Here is a 20,255-nt window from a genome sequence, read left to right as displayed (position 1 = left end):
GGGACTCAGAGGAGGTCGGTGACGACGGCCGGACCGGTCGGCAGCGGCACCGTGGCGAGCGGCTCGCGCACCAGCGAGGCCGCCGCCGACGGCACCGGCCGGCGCTCGTCGAGCGGCACGACCGGCGGCAGGTCCGACTCCCCGAGGACGACCCGGCGCACGACCCGCTCGGCGGCCCGGCCGTCGTCGTACGCGCAGAACCGCTCCCGGAACGCCGAGCGCAGCTGGGCCGACCGGGAGCCGCGCCAGTGGCCGGTGGCGAAGATGTCGATCAGCTCGTCCTCGCCGCGCGCGACCGCGCCCGGCGGGAAGGAACGCAGGTCGAAGTAGGTGCCGCGGGCCGCGTCGTACGCCTCCCAGTCGTCGGCGTGGATCACGATCGGCCGGTCCAGGTTGGCGTAGTCGAACATCAGCGACGAGTAGTCCGTGACCAGGGCGTCCGAGGCCAGGCACAGCGACTGGACACTCGGGTGGTCGCTGACGTCGACGACCCGGCCGCAGGTTTCGGCCAGCGGGGCGTCGTAGGCGTGGTGGGCGCGGGCCAGCACCATGAAGCGCGGGCCCAGGCGGCGCACGATCCGCTGGAGGTCGAGGGAGTGGCGCTGGGAGCGGCGGTAGTCGCGGTGGGTCGGCGCGTAGAGGATCGCCACCGTGCCCTCCGGGATGCCGAGGGAGGCGCGCAGCCGGGTCACGTCCGCTTCGGTCGCCGTGCGGAACACGTCGTTGCGGGGACAGCCGTACTCCAGCGTGGTGTAGCGGCCGGGGTGGACGCGCTCGTGGGTGAGGGTGGTGTGGCGGTTGGCGGACAGCAGGTAGTCCCACTGGTCGACGCCCTTGAGCAGCCGGGCGAAGTCCCTGCCCCGGGCCGCCGCCGGGCGCTCCTGCAGGTCGAGGCCGATGTGCCCCAGCGGGGTGCCCTGCCCGGTCTGGATGAGGGTCTGGCCCCGGCGCTTGACCAGGCGGTGGTCGAAGTCGGTGTTGCTGACGAGGTAGGCGGAGCGGGCCAGTGCCGTCCAGTAGGCGGCCGTGCCGGGGACGACGCGGCGCGGGCCGGGCGGGATGGTGTGATGGTGCTCGGGGCGGGCGATCCACGTCGTGCGGATGTGCGGCGCGAGGTCGCGGAACGCGGATTCCAGCGCGCCCGGGTTGCAGCTGTGGCCGCGGCCGTCGTAGGCGGTGAAGACGGCCCGGTCGGCGCGCAGCGGGAGACAGCGCTGGACGCGGTAGTGGAGCCCGAGCGCCGCGGACCGCGCTCCGCGCAGCAGCTTCCCGGTGGTCCGCCCGACGCGGCGGTGCAGGGCCGACGCCAGCTGGAGCGTGCGGTACGTGCGGTGCAGGCCGAAGCGGATCAGGGTGTGGTGGATCCGGCAGCGCAGGGGGACGGGGACGCCGGGGGTGCGGTAGCGGCGGTAGTGGGCGCGGGCCCGGCGCATGAAGTCCGCGTGCGTGCCGGGGGGCAGCCGGTCCCGACGCGAGTACACGATCGCCAGGTGATGGACCATGCGGCGGAACAACACCGGTCGCCACCGGGCCAGTTCGGGCCGCTCCTCCAGATACGCGAACACCCGGTCGTACTGCTCGAAGACGTCGAAGTGCCGCTCGCTGGTGGTGCGCAGGATGCTGCCCTGCCGCCGTTGCCGGTAGTGCACGCAGACGCGGTCGAGGGTCGCGATCGACTCCGCGGTCATCAGCACCGGGTACGTCCACGGCGTGTCCTCGTAGTACCCCGGCGGGAAGGCGAACCCCTGCTCCTCGACGAACTCCCGCCGGTAGGCCTTGTTCCAGGCGACCATCAGCAGCCGCAGCAGGCCCGGCCGGTCCTCCAGGCGGAACGGGGCCGGGCCCTGCTCGGTGAGCTGGAGGGCCGCCTGGTTGCGGACCGCCTCGCCCGTCCAGTAGGTGCGCGCGTAGTCGAAGACCAGGACGTCCGGCTCGCCGGTCTCCTTCAGCCGGTCCGCGATCGACCGCAGCGCGTCGGGTGTGAGGGTGTCGTCGCTGTCGAGGAACAGCAGGTAGTCGCCGCTCGCGTGGGACACGCCGGCGTTTCTCGCGCGGCCCAGGCCGACGTTCTGAGGCAGGTGGACGGGGTGGACGCGCGCGTCGCGGGCGGCGAACTCGTCGATGATCGCGCCGCACGCGTCCGGCGAGCAGTCGTCGACGACGATCAGTTCGAGATCGGGACAGGACTGGGAGAGCACCGATTCGAGGCACTCGTGCAGGTACGCCTGAACCTGGTACGCGGGGACAATGACACTGAACCTGGGCAAGAGGCCATCCATCGGTCGGCGCGGGCGTTCGGCCCGGGAACGGCCGGTGGGGCGAGTTGGTTACGGCGGCTACGGCATCCGGGGGAACGCGCGAGGGGCGGACCGCGCTCGGCCCGCCCCTCCAACTGCCTTGCGCTGAACGCTACTTGACGGCCCCTGCCATCACGCCGGACACGAACTGCCGCTGGAACGCGAAGAAGACGGCCAGCGGGACCACCATCGAGATGAACGCGCCGGGTGCCAGCACGTCGATGTTGTTGCCGAACTGCCGTACCTGAGTCTGGAGTGCGACCGTGATCGGCTGGCTCCCGGAGTCCGAGAAGATCAGCGCGACCAGCATGTCGTTCCACACCCACAGGAACTGGAAGATGCCGAGCGAGGCGATCGCCGGTGCGCCGAGCGGCATGACGACACGGAAGAACAGGCGCAGTTCACCCGCCCCGTCCAGGCGCGCCGCCTCCAGCAGCTCCCTCGGGATCTCCGCGAAGAAGTTCCGCAGCAGGAACACCGCGAACGGCAGACCGAAGCCGACGTGGAAGAGCACCACGCCGATCACCGAGCCGAAGATGCCGATGTTGCCGAAGAGTTCGGCGATCGGGATCAGCGCGACCTGCACCGGCACGACCAACAGGCCGACCACGCCCAGGAACCACCAGTCCCGGCCCGGGAACTCCATCCAGGCGAAGGCGTAGCCCGCCAGCGAGCCGATGATCACGACCAGCAGCGTCGCCGGGACGGTGATCCACACCGTGTTGACCAGGCTGCTGGTGATGTCCTCGTTCTCCAGCAGCTTCGAGTAGCTGTCGAAGGTCATCTGGGACGGCTCGGTGAACACCTTCCACCAGCCGCTCGCCGCGATGTCCTCCGGCGAACGCAGACTCGCCAGCAGCAGACCGATCGTCGGCACCAGCCAGAACAGGCCCACGACGATGAGGAACACCCGCACCAGCCCACCGCTGACCCCCTCGGCCAGCCGGGACCCCAGCGACTGCTTCGTCTTCATCGCCGCACCTCCCGCCTAAGCCGACGCACGTTGAACCACATCACCGGGATCACGAGCAGGAGCAGGAACACCGAGATGGCGCTGGCGATGCCCGGCTGGTCCTCGGAGAAGCCCTTGCGGTACAGCTCCAGGGCGAGGACGTTCGCGTCGTCCTGGGCGGAGCCGGGGGCGATGATGAAGACCAGGTCGAAGATCTTCAGCACATTGATCATCAGGGTGACGGTGACGACCGCGAGGACCGGCGCCAGCAGCGGCACCGTGACCCGTCTGAACACCTGCCACTCACTCGCGCCGTCGACCCTGGCGGCCTCCAGCAGTTCGCGCGGCACGCCCGCGAGCCCGGCCGCGATCAGCACCATCGCGAAGCCCGCCCACATCCAGATGTACGCGCCGATGATGGACGGGGTGACCAGGGACGGGCCGAGCCAGTCCAGGCCGTTGTACGGCTCCTTGAAGTTGCTGTCCGGAAGCCGGAGTTGGGCCCCGTCGGCCGAGGCCGGCAGGGTGAAGGTGCCGTCGTCGCCGGCCGTGGTGGAGGCCACGACCTTGCCGTCCTTGACGGCCTCGATCCGCATGCCGGCATAGCCCAGTTCGGAGGCATCGACGGTGTTCAGCTCGCCGACGCCCTTGCCGCGCGTGAAGTCCTGCCAGGTCGTACCGGTGACCTTGTCCGGTTCGGGCTTCGGCGCCACCGCCGGCTTCGCGCCGTCCGGCATCAGGTCCGGCGCGACACCCACCAGGGGCAGCGAGACGGTCTCGCCCGCGCGGACGGGCGACTTGGTGATGAACGCACCGCCGCCCGCCGGCTCCAGCGGCGACTGACGGCCCGGGTGGGCCTTCGGGAACGCCGACGCCTGCGTGAACGTGTCGTGCACGCCCACCCACACCGCGTTCGCCACGCCCTTGTCCGGGTCCTGGTCGTACACCAGGCGGAAGATGATGCCCGCCGCCAGCATCGAGATCGCCATCGGCATGAAGACGACCAGCTTGAAGGCCGTGCCCCAGCGCACCCGTTCGGTCAGCACCGCGAAGATCAGGCCGAGCGCCGTCGCGACCGTCGGCGCGAACACCACCCAGATGACGTTGTTCTTCAGCGCGGTGCGTATGCCCTCGTCGGTGAAGAGGGCCTTGTAGTTGTCGATCCCGGCGAAGCCGTCGCCGGACTGGTCGTAGAAGCTGCGGACCACCGAGTACCCGATCGGGTACACCACGAGCGCGCCGAGCAGGACTAGAGCGGGCAGCAGGAACAGCGCCGCGACCATCCTGCGGGTGCCGGTCACACTCTTGCGCGACTTGCCCACGGCAGGGGGCTTGACGCCCCCTGCCGCCGTGGCCGACGTCATGCCGTCAGCCTCCGTAGGCCGCGGCCGCTTCGGCCTCCAGCTTCTGCTGCGCCCCCGCGACGTCCTTCGGGTTCTTCAGGAAGTCCTGGAGGATCTTCCACTCGCCCTTGCCGGGCGTGCCGCCGAAGGCCTGCGGGGCCTGGTCGGACATGTCGAAGCGGAAGTCGTCACCGGCGTCGATGAGCGCCTTGGCGATCCTCTGCTGCACCGCGTTCGGGTACGCGGAGTTCGGCACGTTCTTGTTCGGCGAGAGGTAGCCGCCCAGCTTGGCCTGGATCTGCGCCGCGTCGGGCGAGGCGAGCCAGGTGGCCAGGGCCTGCGACCCCTTGGAGTCCTCAAGGATCACGGCCGCGTCGCCGCCCGAGACCACCGGCCCGTTGTCACCGACCGCCGGGAACGGGAACACCTTCGCGTCCGTACCGATCTTCATGCTCGTCGGGATGTTGACCTGCGCGAAGTCGCCCGCGGCGACCATGGCGGCCTTGGGCTGGTCCCCGCCGGTGAAGACCTGCGTGACGGAGGCCGGGAAGTCGGTCTGCAACGCCCCCTTCGCGATGTAGTCGGGCTTGCCCCAGACCTGCGCGAGCGTGGTCAGCGCGTCCTTCACGGACGGGTCCGTCCACTTGATCTCGTGCTTGGCCAGCTGGTCGTACTTCTCCGGGCCGGCCTGGGAGAGGTAGACGTTCTCGAACCAGTCGGTCAGCGTCCAGCCCTCGGCGCCGCCGACGGAGAACGGGGTGACGCCGGAGTCGTAGACCGTCTGGGCGGTCTTCAGCAGGTCCGGCCAGGTCTCGGGCTCACTCGCCCCAGCGTTCTCGAAGACCTGGTTGTTGTACCAGATCAGGGACTTGTTGGCGGCCTTGTAGTAGACGCCGTACTGCTTGCCGCCCACCTTGCCGATGTCCTGCCAGCCCTGCGAGTAGTTCTCGCCGAGCTCCTTCTGCGCCTCCGCGCCGATGGGCTTGGCCCAGCCCCGGTCGACGGCCTGTTTGATGGCGCCCGGCTGCGGCAGCATCGCGATGTCCGGCGGCTGCCCGCCGGCCACCTTCGAACCGATGAAGTTGATGATCGGGTCCTGGGCGGGCACGAAGGTGACCTTGGCGCCCGTGCGCTTCTCGAACTCCGCCAGGACCTTCTTGAAGTTGGCCTGTTCCGCGCCGGTCCACACGGCGGCGATCTCCAGGCTCGTCCCGTCCAGCTTCGGAAGAGTGACGTTGCTGGCGGCGGCCTCCTCGGTGTTGCCCGGGCTTCCACTGTTGTCCTTGTCGTCGCCTCCGCAGGCGGTGAGCGAGAGCGCGAGCGCTCCCGCGGCGACGGCTGCCGCGGCCTTTGCGGCTCTGCGGTGCTGGGGGGTCGCCTTGTCCCGTTCCGGCGACCGGCGTTTCAGGATGGTGCTGCTCGTCATGCGCATGACTGCCCCGTTCTTCGTTCCCTCGTCGAACGTCGAGCGCGCTCCCGTGCGATCTGGTCTACGCCCGGGTGTGCGGGGGCGGCAAGATGGCGTCGGCTGTCAAGCGGGGGATCGTGACCCCCTCGTGACCAGGGACTCGTCCCTGATCGACGGAGGGGGGCGGCATCCAGCCAATGCCATGGAGGAGTGCTACAGAAGTGACGGCACCTTGGCCGCCGCGACCTCCCGCGCCGCCCTTTCCAGCGCGCTGGCCAACAGTGCCAGGTCGGTGGGGCCGTTTCCGAGCTCCCGCACCGGACGCCGGGCCGGAGGGTCACCCATGCGGTGCCATTCCAGGGGTACGACCGTGGGTCGCAGCGTCGCCGTCCGGGGGATACGACCGGTGACCCGCCCGCCCTGGAACGGCGTGACCCGCCCGTCCTCGCAGGCGAGGCGGCCACGGCCCGGAGCGGGCTCGTCAGGCCCCGGCGCCGGGGCGTCGAGGCTCACGCGGAGGGTGGCCCGGCGCGCCGGTTCCGTCTCCGCCGTACGGGCGCACGGGCCGGTGGCCGCCACCAGGTGGACGCCCAGCCGCTCGCCCTCCCGGGCCACGGCCTCCAGCGCGCGCATCACCGACCCGGCCGCGGGCCGTCCGGTCGAGCCGAGAGCCGGGGAGACCAGCGCGTCCAGGTCGTCCACGACCACGACGAGCCGGGGCAGCGGCGGCGGCGCCGCCTGCGTCTGCCGCCGGGCCGCTCCGGGCCGCAGCCGCATCGTCGAACTGGGCGGGGAGTCGAGATCCGCGGCACCTGCCTCGGCAGGGGCGCCACCCCGGGCCGTCGCCGTGCGCTGGGCGACCATCCGGCCCGACAACTCGCGCCCGGTGTGCCACTCGGCGAAGTCGGACCGGCCCAGCAGCTCGGCGCGCCGCTTCAGCTCGGCGCTCAGGGACTGCGCGAACTCGCGCATCAGGACCGGGTCGTGGGCCGTGAGGTACGTGGTGACATGCGGGACGTCCGTACACACGCGCAGTCCCTCACCGGCCCCGCCGCCCGCCCCGGGGCCGCCCCGGCCGTCGACCAGCACGATACCCAGCCGGTCCGGGCGCTCGGCGGCGGCCAGGGACGCGACGACCGCCCGCAGCAGCTCCGTACGGCCGCTGCCCGGCGGGCCCTCGACCAGCAGATGCGGTCCCTGGGTCGCGAGGTCCGCGCAGACCGGGCCGCGCGGCCCGGCGCCCAGCACCGCGCGCACCCGCCCGCCCAGCGCCTCGGTGTCGTCGGCCGCGTCCGCCCAGCGCGCCATCAGCGACGCCGGGGTGGCCCGGGCCAGGCCCAGCTCGTCCAGCAGCCGTGCCGCCTGGGGCAGCGGCGCGGAGACCCGCGGCTGCCCGTCGCTCGCCGAGCCGTCCGTACGCAGCGGCGCCAGCGCCCGCGCGAACCGCTCGGCCCACGCGGGGGAGACGGCGTCGACCGTGGCGATGGTGCCGTGTCCGACGGGGCCGGCCGGGGAGTCCTCGCCCCCGACCCGGGCCACGCGCATCAGCCGCAGGGCCGTCGCCACGTCCCCGCTGAGCAGCGCGACGGCACCGCACTGCCGGAACGTCGGCGCCACCGAGCAGGCCGCCTCGTACGTCTCCGTCACCGGTGAGGCGGGGGAGGCGGCGGCGGTCTCGGCCAGGCACACGACATGGATCCCGGCCCGGGGGCCTTCCAACGCAAGCCGCGCCACGGCCGCACGCAGGTCGGCGCCGCCGGGGTCGCCGTCCACGACGAGGACGGTGTACGGGCCGGGGAAGCCGGTCGCCTGGTCGGGGGCGGGAGCGGGGGTGTCGTCCCGGGCCCAGGAGGGGCGGCGACCCAGGGGACCGGCGGTGCTGGTCCCCTGGAGGTCACCGCCCTGGCCGTCGGTCCCCTGGGCTCTGGAGAACCGCACGTTGCCCAGCAGCCCGCCGACCCCTGCGGCGCTGCCTTCCGCGTCCGCCACCTGGTCCTCCAGACGGCGGATGAGCTCGTCCGTGCGGGCGGCGGCCTGTTCCCGGTCGTAGGCGAGCAGCAGGCGGCAGTCCTGCCCGTGCCCGGGACGGACATGCGGCAGCCAGCCCAGCCAGGACCACTCGGCCGTGCGCTCCACCAGGGGGCGGGAGCGGTCCGCGGAGATCAGGACGATCTCCAGTGTGTCGGGGGAGTGCAGCGCGGTGAGCTGCGCCAGCACGGCCCGGGCCAGCCCGGCGAGCCGCGCCCTCGGCCCGGCCATCCCCAGTGCGCCCACCTCGCGCAGCCCGGCGGTCACCGGCACGGCGGGCAGCAGGCCGGAGCCGTCCGGCGCGGCCCGGTCGGCGGTGCCGAGGCGCACCGCGAGCGCCTCGGGGTGGCCCGGCCCGCGCTCCCATAGCCGGGGGCCCGGCCCCAGCGCCGTCAGCAGCAGCGTGGCCGGATCCGGCCAGGTCTCCGGCACGGCCGGCCCGACGACCGCGGAACGCTCCGCCGCCACCTCGACCGGCTCGTCCTCGTGCGTCTCGTACGCGGGAGCTCCCTGCTCACCACGCCCTCCGGCCAGCCGCCGCGCCCACGCCCCGAGCCCGCCCCGCTTGCGCGTCCCCGGCGGGACATCGGTCCCGCGCAGAGGAGTGCCCTTGCGCCCACGCCCGGACCGCTCGTCCGGGGCGCCCGGGCCGCTGGTGTCGCCGGGGTGTCCGCCTCTGACCGGTCCGGCACTGGTGTGGGGTGTCGGACGGGGAGCTGTTCGGTCTCCGGCCGGGGCGTGAGGGCTTGCGCCCGGGCCGCCGTCATCGCCAGGGCGACCGCGCCCTGCCCGGGCATGGGGGCCCGTGCCGTCCGCGCTTGCGGCGCGCTGGCCGGAACCGCCCGCACGCCCGTCGTCGAACGCCTCGCCCAGCGCCCCGGCCCCGGAGCGGCCCGCGTGTGTGTCCCCGGCCCCGAGCCCGTGCTGCGCCGCGCCGTGCTGCCGGGGAGTGCTGGTGACGCCGTCGGGGGATCCCACCGCCGACGAGCCCTCGGCGCTGCCACGCTGCCGGGGGGCCCGGACCTCGCCCCCCTCCGGCGACGCCGTACGCGCCTCTTCTCGGTATGCCGGGGGCGCCGAGTCTCCTTGGCCCCGGGCGCGGGCGATGCCCTGCCCGTGCTCACCGGCAGCAGCCCCGAACCCGCCCTGTGGGGCCCCCGGCCCACCCTCGGCAGCCGGCCGCGAAGCCTCCGCGGCCGCTCCCGCACCCCTGCTCTCGACCCGAGGCGCCCCACCCTGGCCCGGCACCACCGCCGAGTCCCCGGAACCGTGACCGTCGGTGCCCGGCGTGCCCCAGGCCGCCGAGCCGTAAGCGTGACGGGTGGCCCCGGCAGGACCGGAGGCCTCAGATGCCCCGGATGACCTTGTGGACCCGGCAGCCCCGGCAGGCCTGGCGGCTCCGGAAGCCCCGGCAGGGCCCGCAGCCCCGGCAGGGCCCGCAGCCCCGGCAGCCCCGGCAGCCCCGGAAAGACCGTCGGACGGACCGGAGGCCCTGACACTCCGGGAGGCACCGGGGGCACCGGCGGCACCGGCGGCACCGGCGGCACCGGGGGCGCCGGGTGCACCGAAGGAACCGGAACCCCCTGCAGTCCCAGCGCTCCCGTATGCCCCGGAAGGCCTGCCAGCCCCGGAAGGCCTGCCAGCCCCAGAAGCCCCAGAAGCCCCAGAAGATCCCGCAGAGCCGGCAGGCACGCCAGTCCCCGAAGACCCCACAGAGCCAGGCGCGGTAGCCCCGGAAGATCCGCCAGCACCTGAAGAACCGACTGCCCCTACAGAACCGGCGCCCCCTGTCCCGAAAGCGCCGGTAGGGCCGGATGCCCTGCCAGGCCCGGCAGCCCCGGAGCCCCCGGCAGCCCCTGAGCCCCAGGCAGCCCTGGATCCCCCGCCAGGCCCGGCCTCCCCGCCAGACCCGGAACCCCCGGCCCCGCCAGCCCCGGAGCCCCCGCCAGACCTGGACCCCCCGAAACCCCCGGAGGGACCCGGCACGCGCACGTGTCCCTCCCCGTCCGGCGTCGTGTCCACCCGGCCCCCGGGCCCCCCGGCGGGAGCCAGCCGCAGGGCCGATTCGCCGATCCGCAGCAGGGCCCCCGGGGCGAAACGGACGGCCCGGCCGCTCACCCGCGTGCCGTCCAGCATCGTGCCGTTCGTGGAGTCGAGGTCGGCGACCGAGACGCGGCCGTCGGCGCTCACCGTCACCGCGCAGTGCAGCCGGGAGACGTCCGGGTCGTCGAGCGGTACGTCGGCGTCGGCGGAGCGGCCGATGCGGATCTCGCCGCCGTGCAGGATGTGGACGCCGCCGGCGTCGGGCCCGGCGACCACCTGGAGCTGGGCCGGGGCGTCGTCCAGCTCGGGATGCGGCTCCGGCTCGCCCGGCGCGCCCACGGACAGCACGGCACCGTCGGTCAGCGGGGGCTCGCCGAGCGTGCAGCGCTGGGCGTCGAGCCGCTGCTCCCCGGCGTACAGCACCGGGGTGCCCGAGCCGTCACCGCCGAGGACCGCCTGGGCGAGCCCGGAGGCCACCGCCGCGAGCGCCGTCCCGGCGGGCGCAGTGACCAGTACGTCGCAGCGCGCGGCGCGGTCCCGGGCCGGAGCCGCCAGGCCCAGCGGGTCTACGACGGTCAGCCGGATCTGCATCGCCGTCAGCGGTCCCTTCTGCCCGGGCGCGGAGTCCCCCCACCCCGCCCCAGCACGTCGGCCAGTACTGCACGCATCCTCGCACCTGCCACTGACACCGCGCCCCTCGCTCTGGAACAAGTGATCTTGATTGGTCGGCTCTGCCCGCAAAAGTGCCTGAGAGATGACCCACTGGCGATCACTTGAGATCGGTCACGCTCACTCTCGGCAACCACGAGACCGAGGTGAGCGTCTTTCCTTCGAACGCGTGCGAAATTCGAACGCGTGCGAGAACGCATACGTAAGACCCACAGAATGACGACACCCCGGTCCCCGGCGGCACGGCACTACAGTGGGTCGGACAGGCCAGCAGGCAAGGCAAGCACCAGGGAGCGCATGACGTGCGGCCGGTAGGCAGCAAGTACCTGCTCGAGGAGCCGCTCGGACGCGGCGCCACGGGCACCGTCTGGCGAGCCCGCCAGCGCGAGACCGCGGGCGCCGAGGCGGCCGTGCCGGGACAGCCCGGCGAGACCGTCGCGATCAAGGTCCTCAAGGAGGAGCTGGCCGGCGACCCGGACATCGTCATGCGGTTCCTCCGGGAGCGCTCCGTCCTGCTCCGGCTGACCCACCCGAACATCGTCCGGGTCCGCGACCTGGTCGTCGAGGGCGAGCTGCTGGCGCTGGTCATGGACCTCGTCGAGGGCCCCGACCTGCACCGCTACCTGCGCGAGAACGGGCCCTTCAGCCCCGTCGCCGCGGCCCTGCTCACCGCCCAGATCGCCGACGCGCTCGCCGCCAGCCACGCCGACGGCGTCGTCCACCGTGACCTGAAGCCGGCGAACGTGCTGCTCCAGCAGTACGACGGGCAGATGCACCCGCTGCTGACCGACTTCGGCATCGCCCGCCTGGCCGACTCCCCGGGCCTGACCCGCACCCAGGAGTTCGTCGGCACGCCCGCGTACGTCGCGCCGGAGTCCGCCGAGGGCCGCCCGCAGACCTCCGCCGTCGACATCTACGGCGCCGGCATCCTGCTGTACGAGCTGGTCACCGGCCGCCCGCCGTTCTCCGGCGGCTCCGCCCTGGAGGTGCTGCACCAGCACCTGAGTGCCGAGCCGCGCCGCCCCTCCACGGTCCCCGACCCGCTGTGGACGATCATCGAGCGCTGCCTGCGCAAGAACCCGGACGAGCGGCCCAGCGCCGTGAACCTCGCCCGTGGCCTGCGCGTCGTCGCCGAGGGCATCGGGGTGCACGCGAACTCCGCGCAGATCGCCGCCGCCGAGAACGTCGGCGCGCTCCTGGTGCCCGACCCGGCGCCCGCGCCCGTGCCGGACACGCCCGGCGCGGGCGACGCCGACCCCACCCAGGTCCTCCCGCAGGGCGCGGGCTCGTACGACCCGAACGCCGCGACCAGCGTCATGCCGCACACCGGCGGCCCGGCCGGCGCCGCCGACCCCACCGCCGTACTCCCGAACCGGGGCGCGGCCGACCCGACCGCCGTCATGCCGCCGGTCCCGCCGGGCTCGCCCGGCCACCCCGGTCAGCAGGGCCAGCAGGGCGGACCCGAGGACCCGCACCCCTGGCAGAACCAGCTGCGGGCGGCCCGCGACCGCAACGAACAGACGCAGGTCCAGTACCTCGACCCGAACGAGGACCCGCTGCGCCGCCGCCCCCAGCGGCAGGTCGCCCGGCCCCAGCAGCCCCCGCGCCGCCAGGCACCCCCGCCCGGACCCGGCTACGGCCATCCGCAGCAGCAGCCCCAGCAGTACGCCCCGCAGCCCCAGCGGCCCCAGCCGCCGCAGCGCTACGCCCCGCCCGCGCCGCCGCCCCAGCCCCAGCAGCCGCAGCGGCCCCAGCGCGAGCCCCGCCAGCCCCGGCAGCGCAGCGCCAACCGGATGCGGATCCCCGGGCTCGGCTGCCTGAAGGGCTGTCTCTTCACGATCGTCATCCTGTTCGTCGCCGGCTGGCTGATCTGGGAGCTGAGCCCGCTCCAGGAGTGGATCGGCACCGGCAAGGGCTACTGGGACCAGCTCACCGACTGGTTCAACACCGTGACCGGCTGGTTCGAGAAGCTGGGGAACAGTTCCGGCACGAACTGACCGGAACCTCCCTGCGGGGTTGGTGATTTGTCGACACCTGGCGGGTGATTTCTGCCTCCTCGGTGAAGGTTGGCTCTCCGTGCGCGTAGTTTTAGCGACAACACGCGTCGGTAGGAGCAGCCTTGGCACGGAAGATCGGCAGCCGGTACACCGCCCACCAGATCCTGGGGCGGGGCAGCGCCGGCACGGTGTGGCTGGGCGAGGGGCCCGAGGGCCCCGTCGCCATCAAGCTGCTGCGCGAGGACCTGGCCTCCGACCAGGAACTCGTCGGGCGCTTCGTGCAGGAGCGGACGGCGCTGCTCGGCCTGGAGCACCCGCACGTGGTGTCGGTGCGCGACCTGGTCGTCGACGGCAACGACCTGGCGCTGGTCATGGACCTCGTCCGGGGCACCGACCTGCGGACCCGGCTGGAGCGGGACCGCCGTCTCGCGCCCGAGGCGGCCGTCGCGATCTCGGCGGACATCGCCGACGGGCTGGCGGCCGCGCACGCCGCGGGCGTCGTCCACCGGGACGTGAAGCCGGAGAACGTCCTCCTCGACATGCAGGGTCCCCTGGGCCCCGGCGGCTCCCACCGCGCGCTGCTGACCGACTTCGGCGTGGCCAAACTCATCGACACCCCGCGCCGCACCAAGGCGACGAAGATCATCGGCACGCCGGACTACCTGGCCCCGGAGATCGTCGAGGGCCTGCCGCCCCGCGCCTCCGTCGACATCTACGCGCTGGCCACGGTCCTCTACGAGCTGCTGGCCGGCTTCACCCCGTTCGGCGGCGGCCACCCGGGCGCGGTCCTGCGCCGGCACGTCACGGAGACGGTCGTCCCGCTGCCCGGCATCCCTGACGAGCTGTGGCAGCTGCTCGTGCAGTGCCTGGCCAAGGCCCCGGCCTCGCGGCTGCGGGCCTCGGAGCTCGGGGCCCGGCTGCGGGAGCTGCTGCCGATGCTGGCGGGCATGCCGCCGCTGGAGGTGGACGAGCCGGACACGGAGTCCGCCGAGGAGGCGGACCGGGAGGAGCAGCCCGCCAGGCCCGCACCGGCCGAGCGGGTCCGGCGGCGGGGCGCGGTCCCCCTGGTGCCGGGCGCAAAACCGGCCGACTCCAACCGGGACACCCACACCTCGATGCGCGTACCGGCCCCCGACGAGCTGGCCGGGGGCGCGCACGGCACGGCCCGGGCCCCGCGCGCGTCGGGCACGCCCCGGCCGGGCTCGGCCCGCAACCGCGCCCTCGCCCGGCGCCGCCGCGTGGCCCTCGGCGCGGGCGCGGTCGTCCTGGCGGCGGCGGTCGGCGTCGGGGCGTGGCTGTCCAGCTCGGGCGACGACGCGAGCGCACCTCCCCAGGACACGAAGAACTCGGCCCCGCAGTCCCCCTGACCTCCCGGGGGCCTCCCGATCCCGCCGGCCGGCCCGGACGCCCGGCGATGGCCGCCGGGCGGAGCCGTTACGCTGGAGGGCGTGGCAGTCGTCGATGTATCCGAAGAGCTCAAGTCCCTCTCCTCGACCATGGAGTCGATCGAGGCCGTTCTGGACCTCGACAAGCTGAGGGCAGACATCGCCGTGCTCGAGGAGCAGGCGGCCGCGCCGTCCCTGTGGGACAACCCCGATGAGGCGCAGAAGATCACCAGCAAGCTGTCCCACCTCCAGGCCGAGGTGCGCAAGGCGGAGGCGCTGCGCGGTCGCATCGACGACCTCGCCGTTCTCTTCGAGATGGCCGAGGAGGAGGACGACCCGGACACCCGCGCGGAGGCCGAGTCCGAGCTCGTCGCCGTCAGGAAGGCGCTGGACGAGATGGAGGTCCGCACGCTCCTGTCCGGCGAGTACGACTCCCGTGAGGCCCTGGTGAACATCCGCGCCGAGGCCGGCGGCGTCGACGCCGCCGACTTCGCCGAGAAGCTCCAGCGCATGTACCTGCGGTGGGCCGAGCAGCGCGGCTACAAGACCGAGATCTACGAGACGTCGTACGCGGAGGAGGCCGGCATCAAGTCGACCACCTTCGCCGTCCAGGCGCCCTACGCGTACGGCACGCTCTCCGTCGAGCAGGGCACGCACCGGCTGGTGCGCATCTCGCCCTTCGACAACCAGGGCCGGCGGCAGACCTCCTTCGCGGGCGTGGAGATCCTGCCCGTCGTCGAGCAGACCGACCACATCGAGATCGACGAGTCCGAACTGCGCGTGGACGTGTACCGCTCGTCCGGCCCCGGCGGCCAGGGCGTCAACACCACCGACTCCGCGGTGCGCCTCACGCACCTCCCCACCGGCATCGTCGTCTCCTGCCAGAACGAGCGCTCGCAGATCCAGAACAAGGCGACGGCCATGAACGTGCTCCAGGCCAAGCTGCTGGAGCGGCAGCGCCAGGAGGAGCGGGCCAAGATGGACGCCCTCAAGGACGGCGGCAGTTCCTGGGGCAACCAGATGCGTTCTTACGTCCTGCACCCGTACCAGATGGTCAAGGACCTGCGCACCGAGTTCGAGGTCGGCAACCCCGAGGCCGTGTTCAACGGCGAGATCGACGGCTTCATCGAGGCCGGAATTCGCTGGCGCAAGCAGCAGGAGAAGTAAGTTTGTCGACAAGGCAACTGCCGCCGTCAGGGCGGCAGTTGCCTTTTCCATGCCCACTTCTGTGTCGGCATGTCTGGGTTTTACATCACACTCACAGAGTCAGACTCCCGGCATTGCCCCCGTAGTTGGACATGGCGCCCGCAAACGCCCTTGACGTGTCTTTGAAAAATGGGAAGGGTAAAGCGCGGCATGCGTGTCTCTGGGGCGCATGTGAACCGGGGGGCTCTTTCACCGCAGCTACCCCCGTCGAGCACAGCTCCAAACGCTGCCTAATGACGATGAGCTACTGGGGGTAGCAACCACATGACGAAGAAGACGCGGATCCGTGTCGCGCGGATAGCGGCCGGTGCCGTGATCGCCGCCGGCGCCTCGCTGACCGCCGCCGGTGCCGCATCCGCCGCGGAGACCGAGGACTGCCTGCTGGGCATCCTGTGCGCCGACGAGTCGCCGACCCCGACCCCGACCCCGCCGGTTCCCACCGAGCTCCCCACCGACCCGCCCACGGACCTCCCGACCGACCCGCCGTCGACCGAGGAGCCCACGGACGAGCCGACCGAGCCGACGGACGAGCCCACCGAGCCGACCGAGGACCCGACGAGCCAGCCGACCAACCCGGGCAACGGGAACGGTGGCGGTAACGGCAACGGTGGCGGCAACGACAACGGCAACGCCAACGGTGGCGGGAACGGTGGCGGCAACGCCGCCGACCCCGACGGCGGCACCTCGCCGCAGGACGAGGGCTCCTCGTCCCTCACCGACACCGGCTCGGACGCTACCCCGGCGGCGCCGCAGGCCCAGGGCAACGGCCAGGAGCTCGCCGAGACGGGTGCCGCGCAGACCACCTTCCTGGTGATCGGCGCCGCCACGATGATCGCCGGCGGTGTCGGCTTCCGCGTCCTGCCGCGCCTCATGGGCGGCCGCGGCGGGGCTGCCGCCTGACGGTAGCCGCGTCCGTACGGACGGTAGGCACAGCGCACAGCCGAGGGCCCGGAGCGAATGCTCCGGGCCCTCGGCCATGTCGTCGCTAGGCGGTTTGGTGCGCCAGGAGTGCGACCGCGGCGATCAGCACCGTGAGCAGTGCGATCAGTGCCATCGGGTTCAGACCCGCGAGGAAGTTCTCCTGCTGCAGCCGCTCGCGGTTCGCACGGCACACGGGGCACCGGCCCTCGCTCACGGGCGCCGCGCAGTTCGCGCACACCAGCCGGTCGTACGTCATGCGCTCGCCCTCCTTGCGCCGGTTCCTTGTGTGTAACGCTCGTGGTGGTGCGAACGTTCCCTCTCCACTGTGCCAGGTTCCTCCGGAGGTCGCGCGGGTCGCTCCCAAGAGGGTGGTTGCCATGGTCTCGCGGCTGCGGGCCGTATGTGGCTTGTCGCGCAGTTCCCCGCGCCCCTGAGGGGCGTGCACCTCACCGGCAGAAAAAGGCACAAGTGCTACACAAGCGCCACCGGTGACTGCGGTCTGCTGCCCGGTTCGCGTATGGTCACGCTCATCTACCCCCGGCGACCCGTGGTGCATCCGTGATCCGATTCGACAACGTCTCCAAGGTCTACCCCAAGCAGACCCGCCCCGCCCTCAGGGATGTCTCCCTGGAGGTCGAGAAGGGCGAGTTCGTCTTCCTCGTGGGGTCCTCCGGCTCCGGAAAGTCCACCTTCCTGCGGCTGATCCTCCGCGAGGAGCGGTGCAGCCACGGACAGGTGCACGTTCTGGGCAAGGACCTCGCGCGCCTGTCCAACTGGAAGGTGCCGCAGATGCGGCGCCAGCTGGGGACGGTGTTCCAGGACTTCCGCCTGCTGCCGAACAAGACGGTCGGCGAGAACGTCGCCTTCGCGCAGGAGGTCATCGGCAAGTCGCGCGGCGAGATCCGCAAGTCCGTGCCGCAGGTGCTCGACCTCGTCGGGCTCGGCGGCAAGGAGGACCGGATGCCCGGCGAGCTGTCCGGTGGTGAGCAGCAGCGTGTGGCCATCGCGCGGGCCTTCGTCAACCGGCCGAAGCTGCTCATCGCCGACGAGCCCACCGGCAACCTCGACCCGCAGACCTCCGTCGGCATCATGAAGCTGCTCGACCGCATCAACCGGACGGGCACCACCGTGGTGATGGCCACGCACGACCAGAACATCGTGGACCAGATGCGCAAGCGCGTCATCGAGCTCGAGAAGGGCCGCCTCGTCCGCGACCAGGCCCGCGGTGTCTACGGCTACCAGCACTGAGACCGCACCCGAGAGTCACGGAAAGGCATAACCCCTCGCCATGCGCGCCCAGTTCGTCCTGTCGGAGATCGGCGTAGGTCTCCGCCGCAACCTGACGATGACCTTCGCCGTCGTCGTCTCCGTCGCCCTGTCGCTCGCCCTGTTCGGCGGGTCGCTCCTGATGAGCGACCAGGTCAACACCATGAAGGGCTACTGGTACGACAAGGTCAACGTCTCGATCTTCCTCTGCAACAAGAGCGACGCCGAGTCCGACCCCAACTGCGCCAAGGGCGCGGTGACGGACGACCAGAAGAAGCAGATCAAGGCCGACCTCGACAAGATGAACGTCGTCCAGACGGTCACCTACGAGTCGCAGGACCAGGCGTACAAGCACTACAAGGAGCAGTTCGGCGACTCCCCGCTGGCCAGCTCCCTCACGCCGGACCAGATGCAGGAGTCGTACCGCATCAAGCTGAAGGACCCGCAGAAGTACCAGGTCATCGCGACCGCCTTCAACGGCCGGGACGGCGTGCAGTCCGTCCAGGACCAGAAGGGCATCCTGGACAACCTCTTCAAGCTGCTGAACGGCATGAACTGGGCCGCCCGCGCGGTGATGGCGCTGATGCTGGTCGTCGCGCTGATGCTGATCGTCAACACCGTGCGCGTCTCGGCGTTCAGCCGCCGGCGCGAGACCGGCATCATGCGCCTGGTCGGCGCCTCGGGCTTCTACATCCAGGCGCCGTTCATCATGGAGGCCGCGGTCGCCGGGCTCATCGGCGGCACGCTCGCGTGCGGCTTCCTGCTGATCGCCCGGTACTTCCTCATCGACCACGGGCTGGCCCTGGCCGACCAGCTGACGCTGATCAACTTCATCGGCTGGGACGCCGTCCTGACGAAGCTGCCGCTCATCCTCGCCACGAGCCTGCTGATGCCCGCGTTGGCGGCGTTCTTCGCGCTGCGCAAGTACTTGAAGGTGTGACGCATACCAAGAGGGGCCGTACGGTCAACAAGCCGTACGGCCCTTCCCCTTGTCCTAGACTCACCGCCATGTCAGGTCGTGACCCGTTCTGTCAGCCCCGTCGCGTTCGCCGCGGGGCCGCCCTGACATTGATGTTCGCGAGCGTGCTCGTCGCCGGCGCGGCCACGGGTTCCCTCCCCCAGGCCGAGCGGAAGTCCGCGCAGGACGAGGCCCGTTCGGCCGGCCCGGCCGGCCACCACGCGAACGTCGCCAGGGCGGCCGAGGAGGCCATGGCCGACGGCAAGTCCCCGATGGAGGCCGCGAAGCGCGCCGTCAGCCGCAGCGGCGACCGCTGGGGCGCCGTCTACTCCGAGGGGGAGTACGAGGAGTTCGAGGAAACCCTCGACGGCCACTACACCGGCGTCGGCCTGTGGGCGCGCAAGGCACACGACGGCCGTATCGAGGTGACGAAGGTGCGGGCCGGCTCGCCCGCGGCCACCGCCGGGATCCGCCCCGGAGACCTGCTGCGCAGCGTCGACGGCCGCAAGACCGACGGGCGGCCCGTCACGGAGGTCGTCGCCATCCTGCGCGGGGACGCCACCGACGCCCCCGCCGGCACCACCGTCCGCCTCGGTCTGGAGCGGGGCACGCACGCGTGGACCGAGACCGTGCGCCGGGCCCAGCTGTCCACGGAGTCGGTCGCCGTTCGAAAACTCGCCGGCTCGATCACCCTCATCCGGGTCGACACCTTCACCAAGGGCTCCGGCGACCGGGTCCGCGAGGCCGTCCGGCAGGCCCCGCCCGGCGCCGGGATCGTCCTCGACCTGCGCGGCAACTCCGGCGGCCTGGTCGCCGAGGCCGTCACCGCGGCCTCCGCGTTCCTCGACGGCGGCCTGGTCGCCACGTACGACGTCGACGGCGAGCAGCGCGCGCTGCACGCCGAGCCCCGGGGCGACACGACGAGACCCCTGGTCGCGCTCGTCGACGGCGGGACGATGAGTGCGGCCGAACTGCTCACCGGCGCGGTCCAGGACCGCGGACGGGCGCTCGTCGTGGGGTCCCGGACCTTCGGCAAGGGCTCGGTCCAGATGCCGAGCCGGCTGCCCGACGGCTCCGTCGCGGAGCTGACCGTCGGGCACTACCGCACCCCTTCCGGCCGCGCGGTCGACGGCCGGGGCATCACGCCCGACCTGGAGGCCGACGAGGGCGCACTCCAGCGGGCCGAGACCGTACTGCGCGGTCTGGCCGGTCCCTCGTAATCGACTTCCCCCAGGCCCCCTCCGTAGTGCGAAAATGGGCGGCACTATGGCTAAGGAAAAAGGGCGCAAGCTGATCGCGCAGAACAAGAAGGCGCGGCACGACTACCTCATCATCGACACCTACGAGGCCGGTCTGGTCCTCACCGGCACCGAGGTGAAGTCGCTGCGCCAGGGACGGGCGTCGCTGGTCGACGGCTTCGTGCAGATGGACGGGCACGAGGCGTGGCTGTACAACGTCCACGTGCCCGAGTACAGCCAGGGCACGTGGACCAACCACAGCGCGCGGCGCAAGCGGAAGCTGCTGCTGCACCGCGAGGAGATCGACAAGCTGGAGTCGAAGTCGGGCGAGACGGGCCACACCATCGTGCCCCTCGCGCTGTACTTCAAGGACGGCCGCGCCAAGGTCGAGATCGCGCTGGCGAAGGGCAAGAAGGAGTACGACAAGCGCCAGACGCTCCGCGAGAAGCAGGACCGGCGCGAGGCCGAGCGGGTGATCTCGGCGGTGCGGCGCAAGGAGCGGGCGTGACCTGTATCACACGCCGGGGCAGGGAATGCTCCGGCG

The 20,255-nt window shown here is 72.3% G+C and carries 14 protein-coding genes; 8 read left to right on the top strand and 6 right to left on the bottom strand.

Annotation, left to right across the window (positions count from 1 at the left end):
• Window positions 1-5: 5 nt before the first annotated feature.
• The 5 genes from ACZ3I3_RS32590 to ACZ3I3_RS32570 all read right to left on the bottom strand — a co-directional run bounded on the left by ACZ3I3_RS32590 (window position 6) and on the right by ACZ3I3_RS32570 (window position 10,662).
• Window positions 6-2,267 (bottom strand): bifunctional glycosyltransferase/CDP-glycerol:glycerophosphate glycerophosphotransferase, encoded by a 2,262-nt coding sequence (locus ACZ3I3_RS32590; RefSeq protein WP_467370893.1) that lies wholly within the window; start codon window positions 2,265-2,267, stop codon window positions 6-8.
• A 142-nt stretch (window positions 2,268-2,409) separates the two neighbouring features.
• Window positions 2,410-3,270, bottom strand: coding sequence for a carbohydrate ABC transporter permease (locus ACZ3I3_RS32585; RefSeq protein ID WP_467370892.1), 861 nt, complete (start codon window positions 3,268-3,270; stop codon window positions 2,410-2,412).
• On the bottom strand, window positions 3,267-4,613 hold the full coding sequence (locus tag ACZ3I3_RS32580; RefSeq protein ID WP_467370890.1) for a carbohydrate ABC transporter permease: 1,347 nt from the start codon (window positions 4,611-4,613) through the stop codon (window positions 3,267-3,269). Before ACZ3I3_RS32580 ends, ACZ3I3_RS32585 begins: the two co-directional genes overlap by 4 nt.
• 4 nt (window positions 4,614-4,617) lie before the next feature.
• Complete coding sequence (locus ACZ3I3_RS32575; protein ID WP_467370889.1) at window positions 4,618-6,024, bottom strand: ABC transporter substrate-binding protein; 1,407 nt, start codon at window positions 6,022-6,024, stop codon at window positions 4,618-4,620.
• A 189-nt stretch (window positions 6,025-6,213) separates the two neighbouring features.
• Window positions 6,214-10,662: an FHA domain-containing protein gene (locus tag ACZ3I3_RS32570; RefSeq protein WP_467370888.1), complete on the bottom strand. Its 4,449-nt coding sequence runs from the start codon at window positions 10,660-10,662 to the stop codon at window positions 6,214-6,216.
• Between the two features lie 380 nt (window positions 10,663-11,042).
• On the opposite strand from ACZ3I3_RS32570, the gene ACZ3I3_RS32565 reads away from it, so the two are divergent.
• From ACZ3I3_RS32565 to ACZ3I3_RS32550, 4 genes are all read left to right on the top strand, one after another.
• Window positions 11,043-12,737, top strand: a complete 1,695-nt coding sequence (locus ACZ3I3_RS32565) for a serine/threonine-protein kinase (RefSeq protein ID WP_467370886.1) — start codon at window positions 11,043-11,045, stop codon at window positions 12,735-12,737.
• 122 nt (window positions 12,738-12,859) lie between these two features.
• Entirely contained in the window at window positions 12,860-14,104 is a 1,245-nt protein-coding gene (locus ACZ3I3_RS32560) for a serine/threonine-protein kinase (RefSeq protein ID WP_467370885.1), read from the top strand.
• 81 nt (window positions 14,105-14,185) lie between these two features.
• Entirely contained in the window at window positions 14,186-15,289 is a 1,104-nt protein-coding gene (gene prfB, locus ACZ3I3_RS32555) for a peptide chain release factor 2 (RefSeq protein WP_467370883.1), read from the top strand.
• Window positions 15,290-15,592: 303 nt separating this feature from the next.
• Window positions 15,593-16,228 (top strand): hypothetical protein, encoded by a 636-nt coding sequence (locus tag ACZ3I3_RS32550; protein WP_467370882.1) that lies wholly within the window; start codon window positions 15,593-15,595, stop codon window positions 16,226-16,228.
• Between the two features lie 85 nt (window positions 16,229-16,313).
• On the opposite strand, the gene ACZ3I3_RS32545 is transcribed toward ACZ3I3_RS32550, so the two are convergent.
• Window positions 16,314-16,505, bottom strand: coding sequence for a hypothetical protein (locus ACZ3I3_RS32545; RefSeq protein ID WP_306966631.1), 192 nt, complete (start codon window positions 16,503-16,505; stop codon window positions 16,314-16,316).
• 302 nt (window positions 16,506-16,807) lie between these two features.
• Here ACZ3I3_RS32545 and ftsE point away from each other — a divergent pair, with 302 nt between their 5' ends.
• The 4 genes from ftsE to smpB all read left to right on the top strand — a co-directional run bounded on the left by ftsE (window position 16,808) and on the right by smpB (window position 20,219).
• Window positions 16,808-17,497: a cell division ATP-binding protein FtsE gene (ftsE, locus tag ACZ3I3_RS32540; RefSeq protein ID WP_003990615.1), complete on the top strand. Its 690-nt coding sequence runs from the start codon at window positions 16,808-16,810 to the stop codon at window positions 17,495-17,497.
• Between the two features lie 40 nt (window positions 17,498-17,537).
• Window positions 17,538-18,455: a permease-like cell division protein FtsX gene (gene ftsX / locus ACZ3I3_RS32535; RefSeq protein WP_356926944.1), complete on the top strand. Its 918-nt coding sequence runs from the start codon at window positions 17,538-17,540 to the stop codon at window positions 18,453-18,455.
• A gap of 68 nt (window positions 18,456-18,523) precedes the next feature.
• Window positions 18,524-19,693: a S41 family peptidase gene (locus ACZ3I3_RS32530; RefSeq protein WP_467370879.1), complete on the top strand. Its 1,170-nt coding sequence runs from the start codon at window positions 18,524-18,526 to the stop codon at window positions 19,691-19,693.
• A 46-nt stretch (window positions 19,694-19,739) separates the two neighbouring features.
• On the top strand, window positions 19,740-20,219 hold the full coding sequence (smpB, locus tag ACZ3I3_RS32525; protein ID WP_467370878.1) for an SsrA-binding protein SmpB: 480 nt from the start codon (window positions 19,740-19,742) through the stop codon (window positions 20,217-20,219).
• Window positions 20,220-20,255: the final 36 nt, after the last annotated feature.

The sequence above is a fragment of the Streptomyces sp. NPDC016851 genome (genome assembly GCF_055562795.1).
Note: the sequence above shows the minus strand (reverse complement) of the source record. Positions and strands in the feature narration are given on the sequence as shown.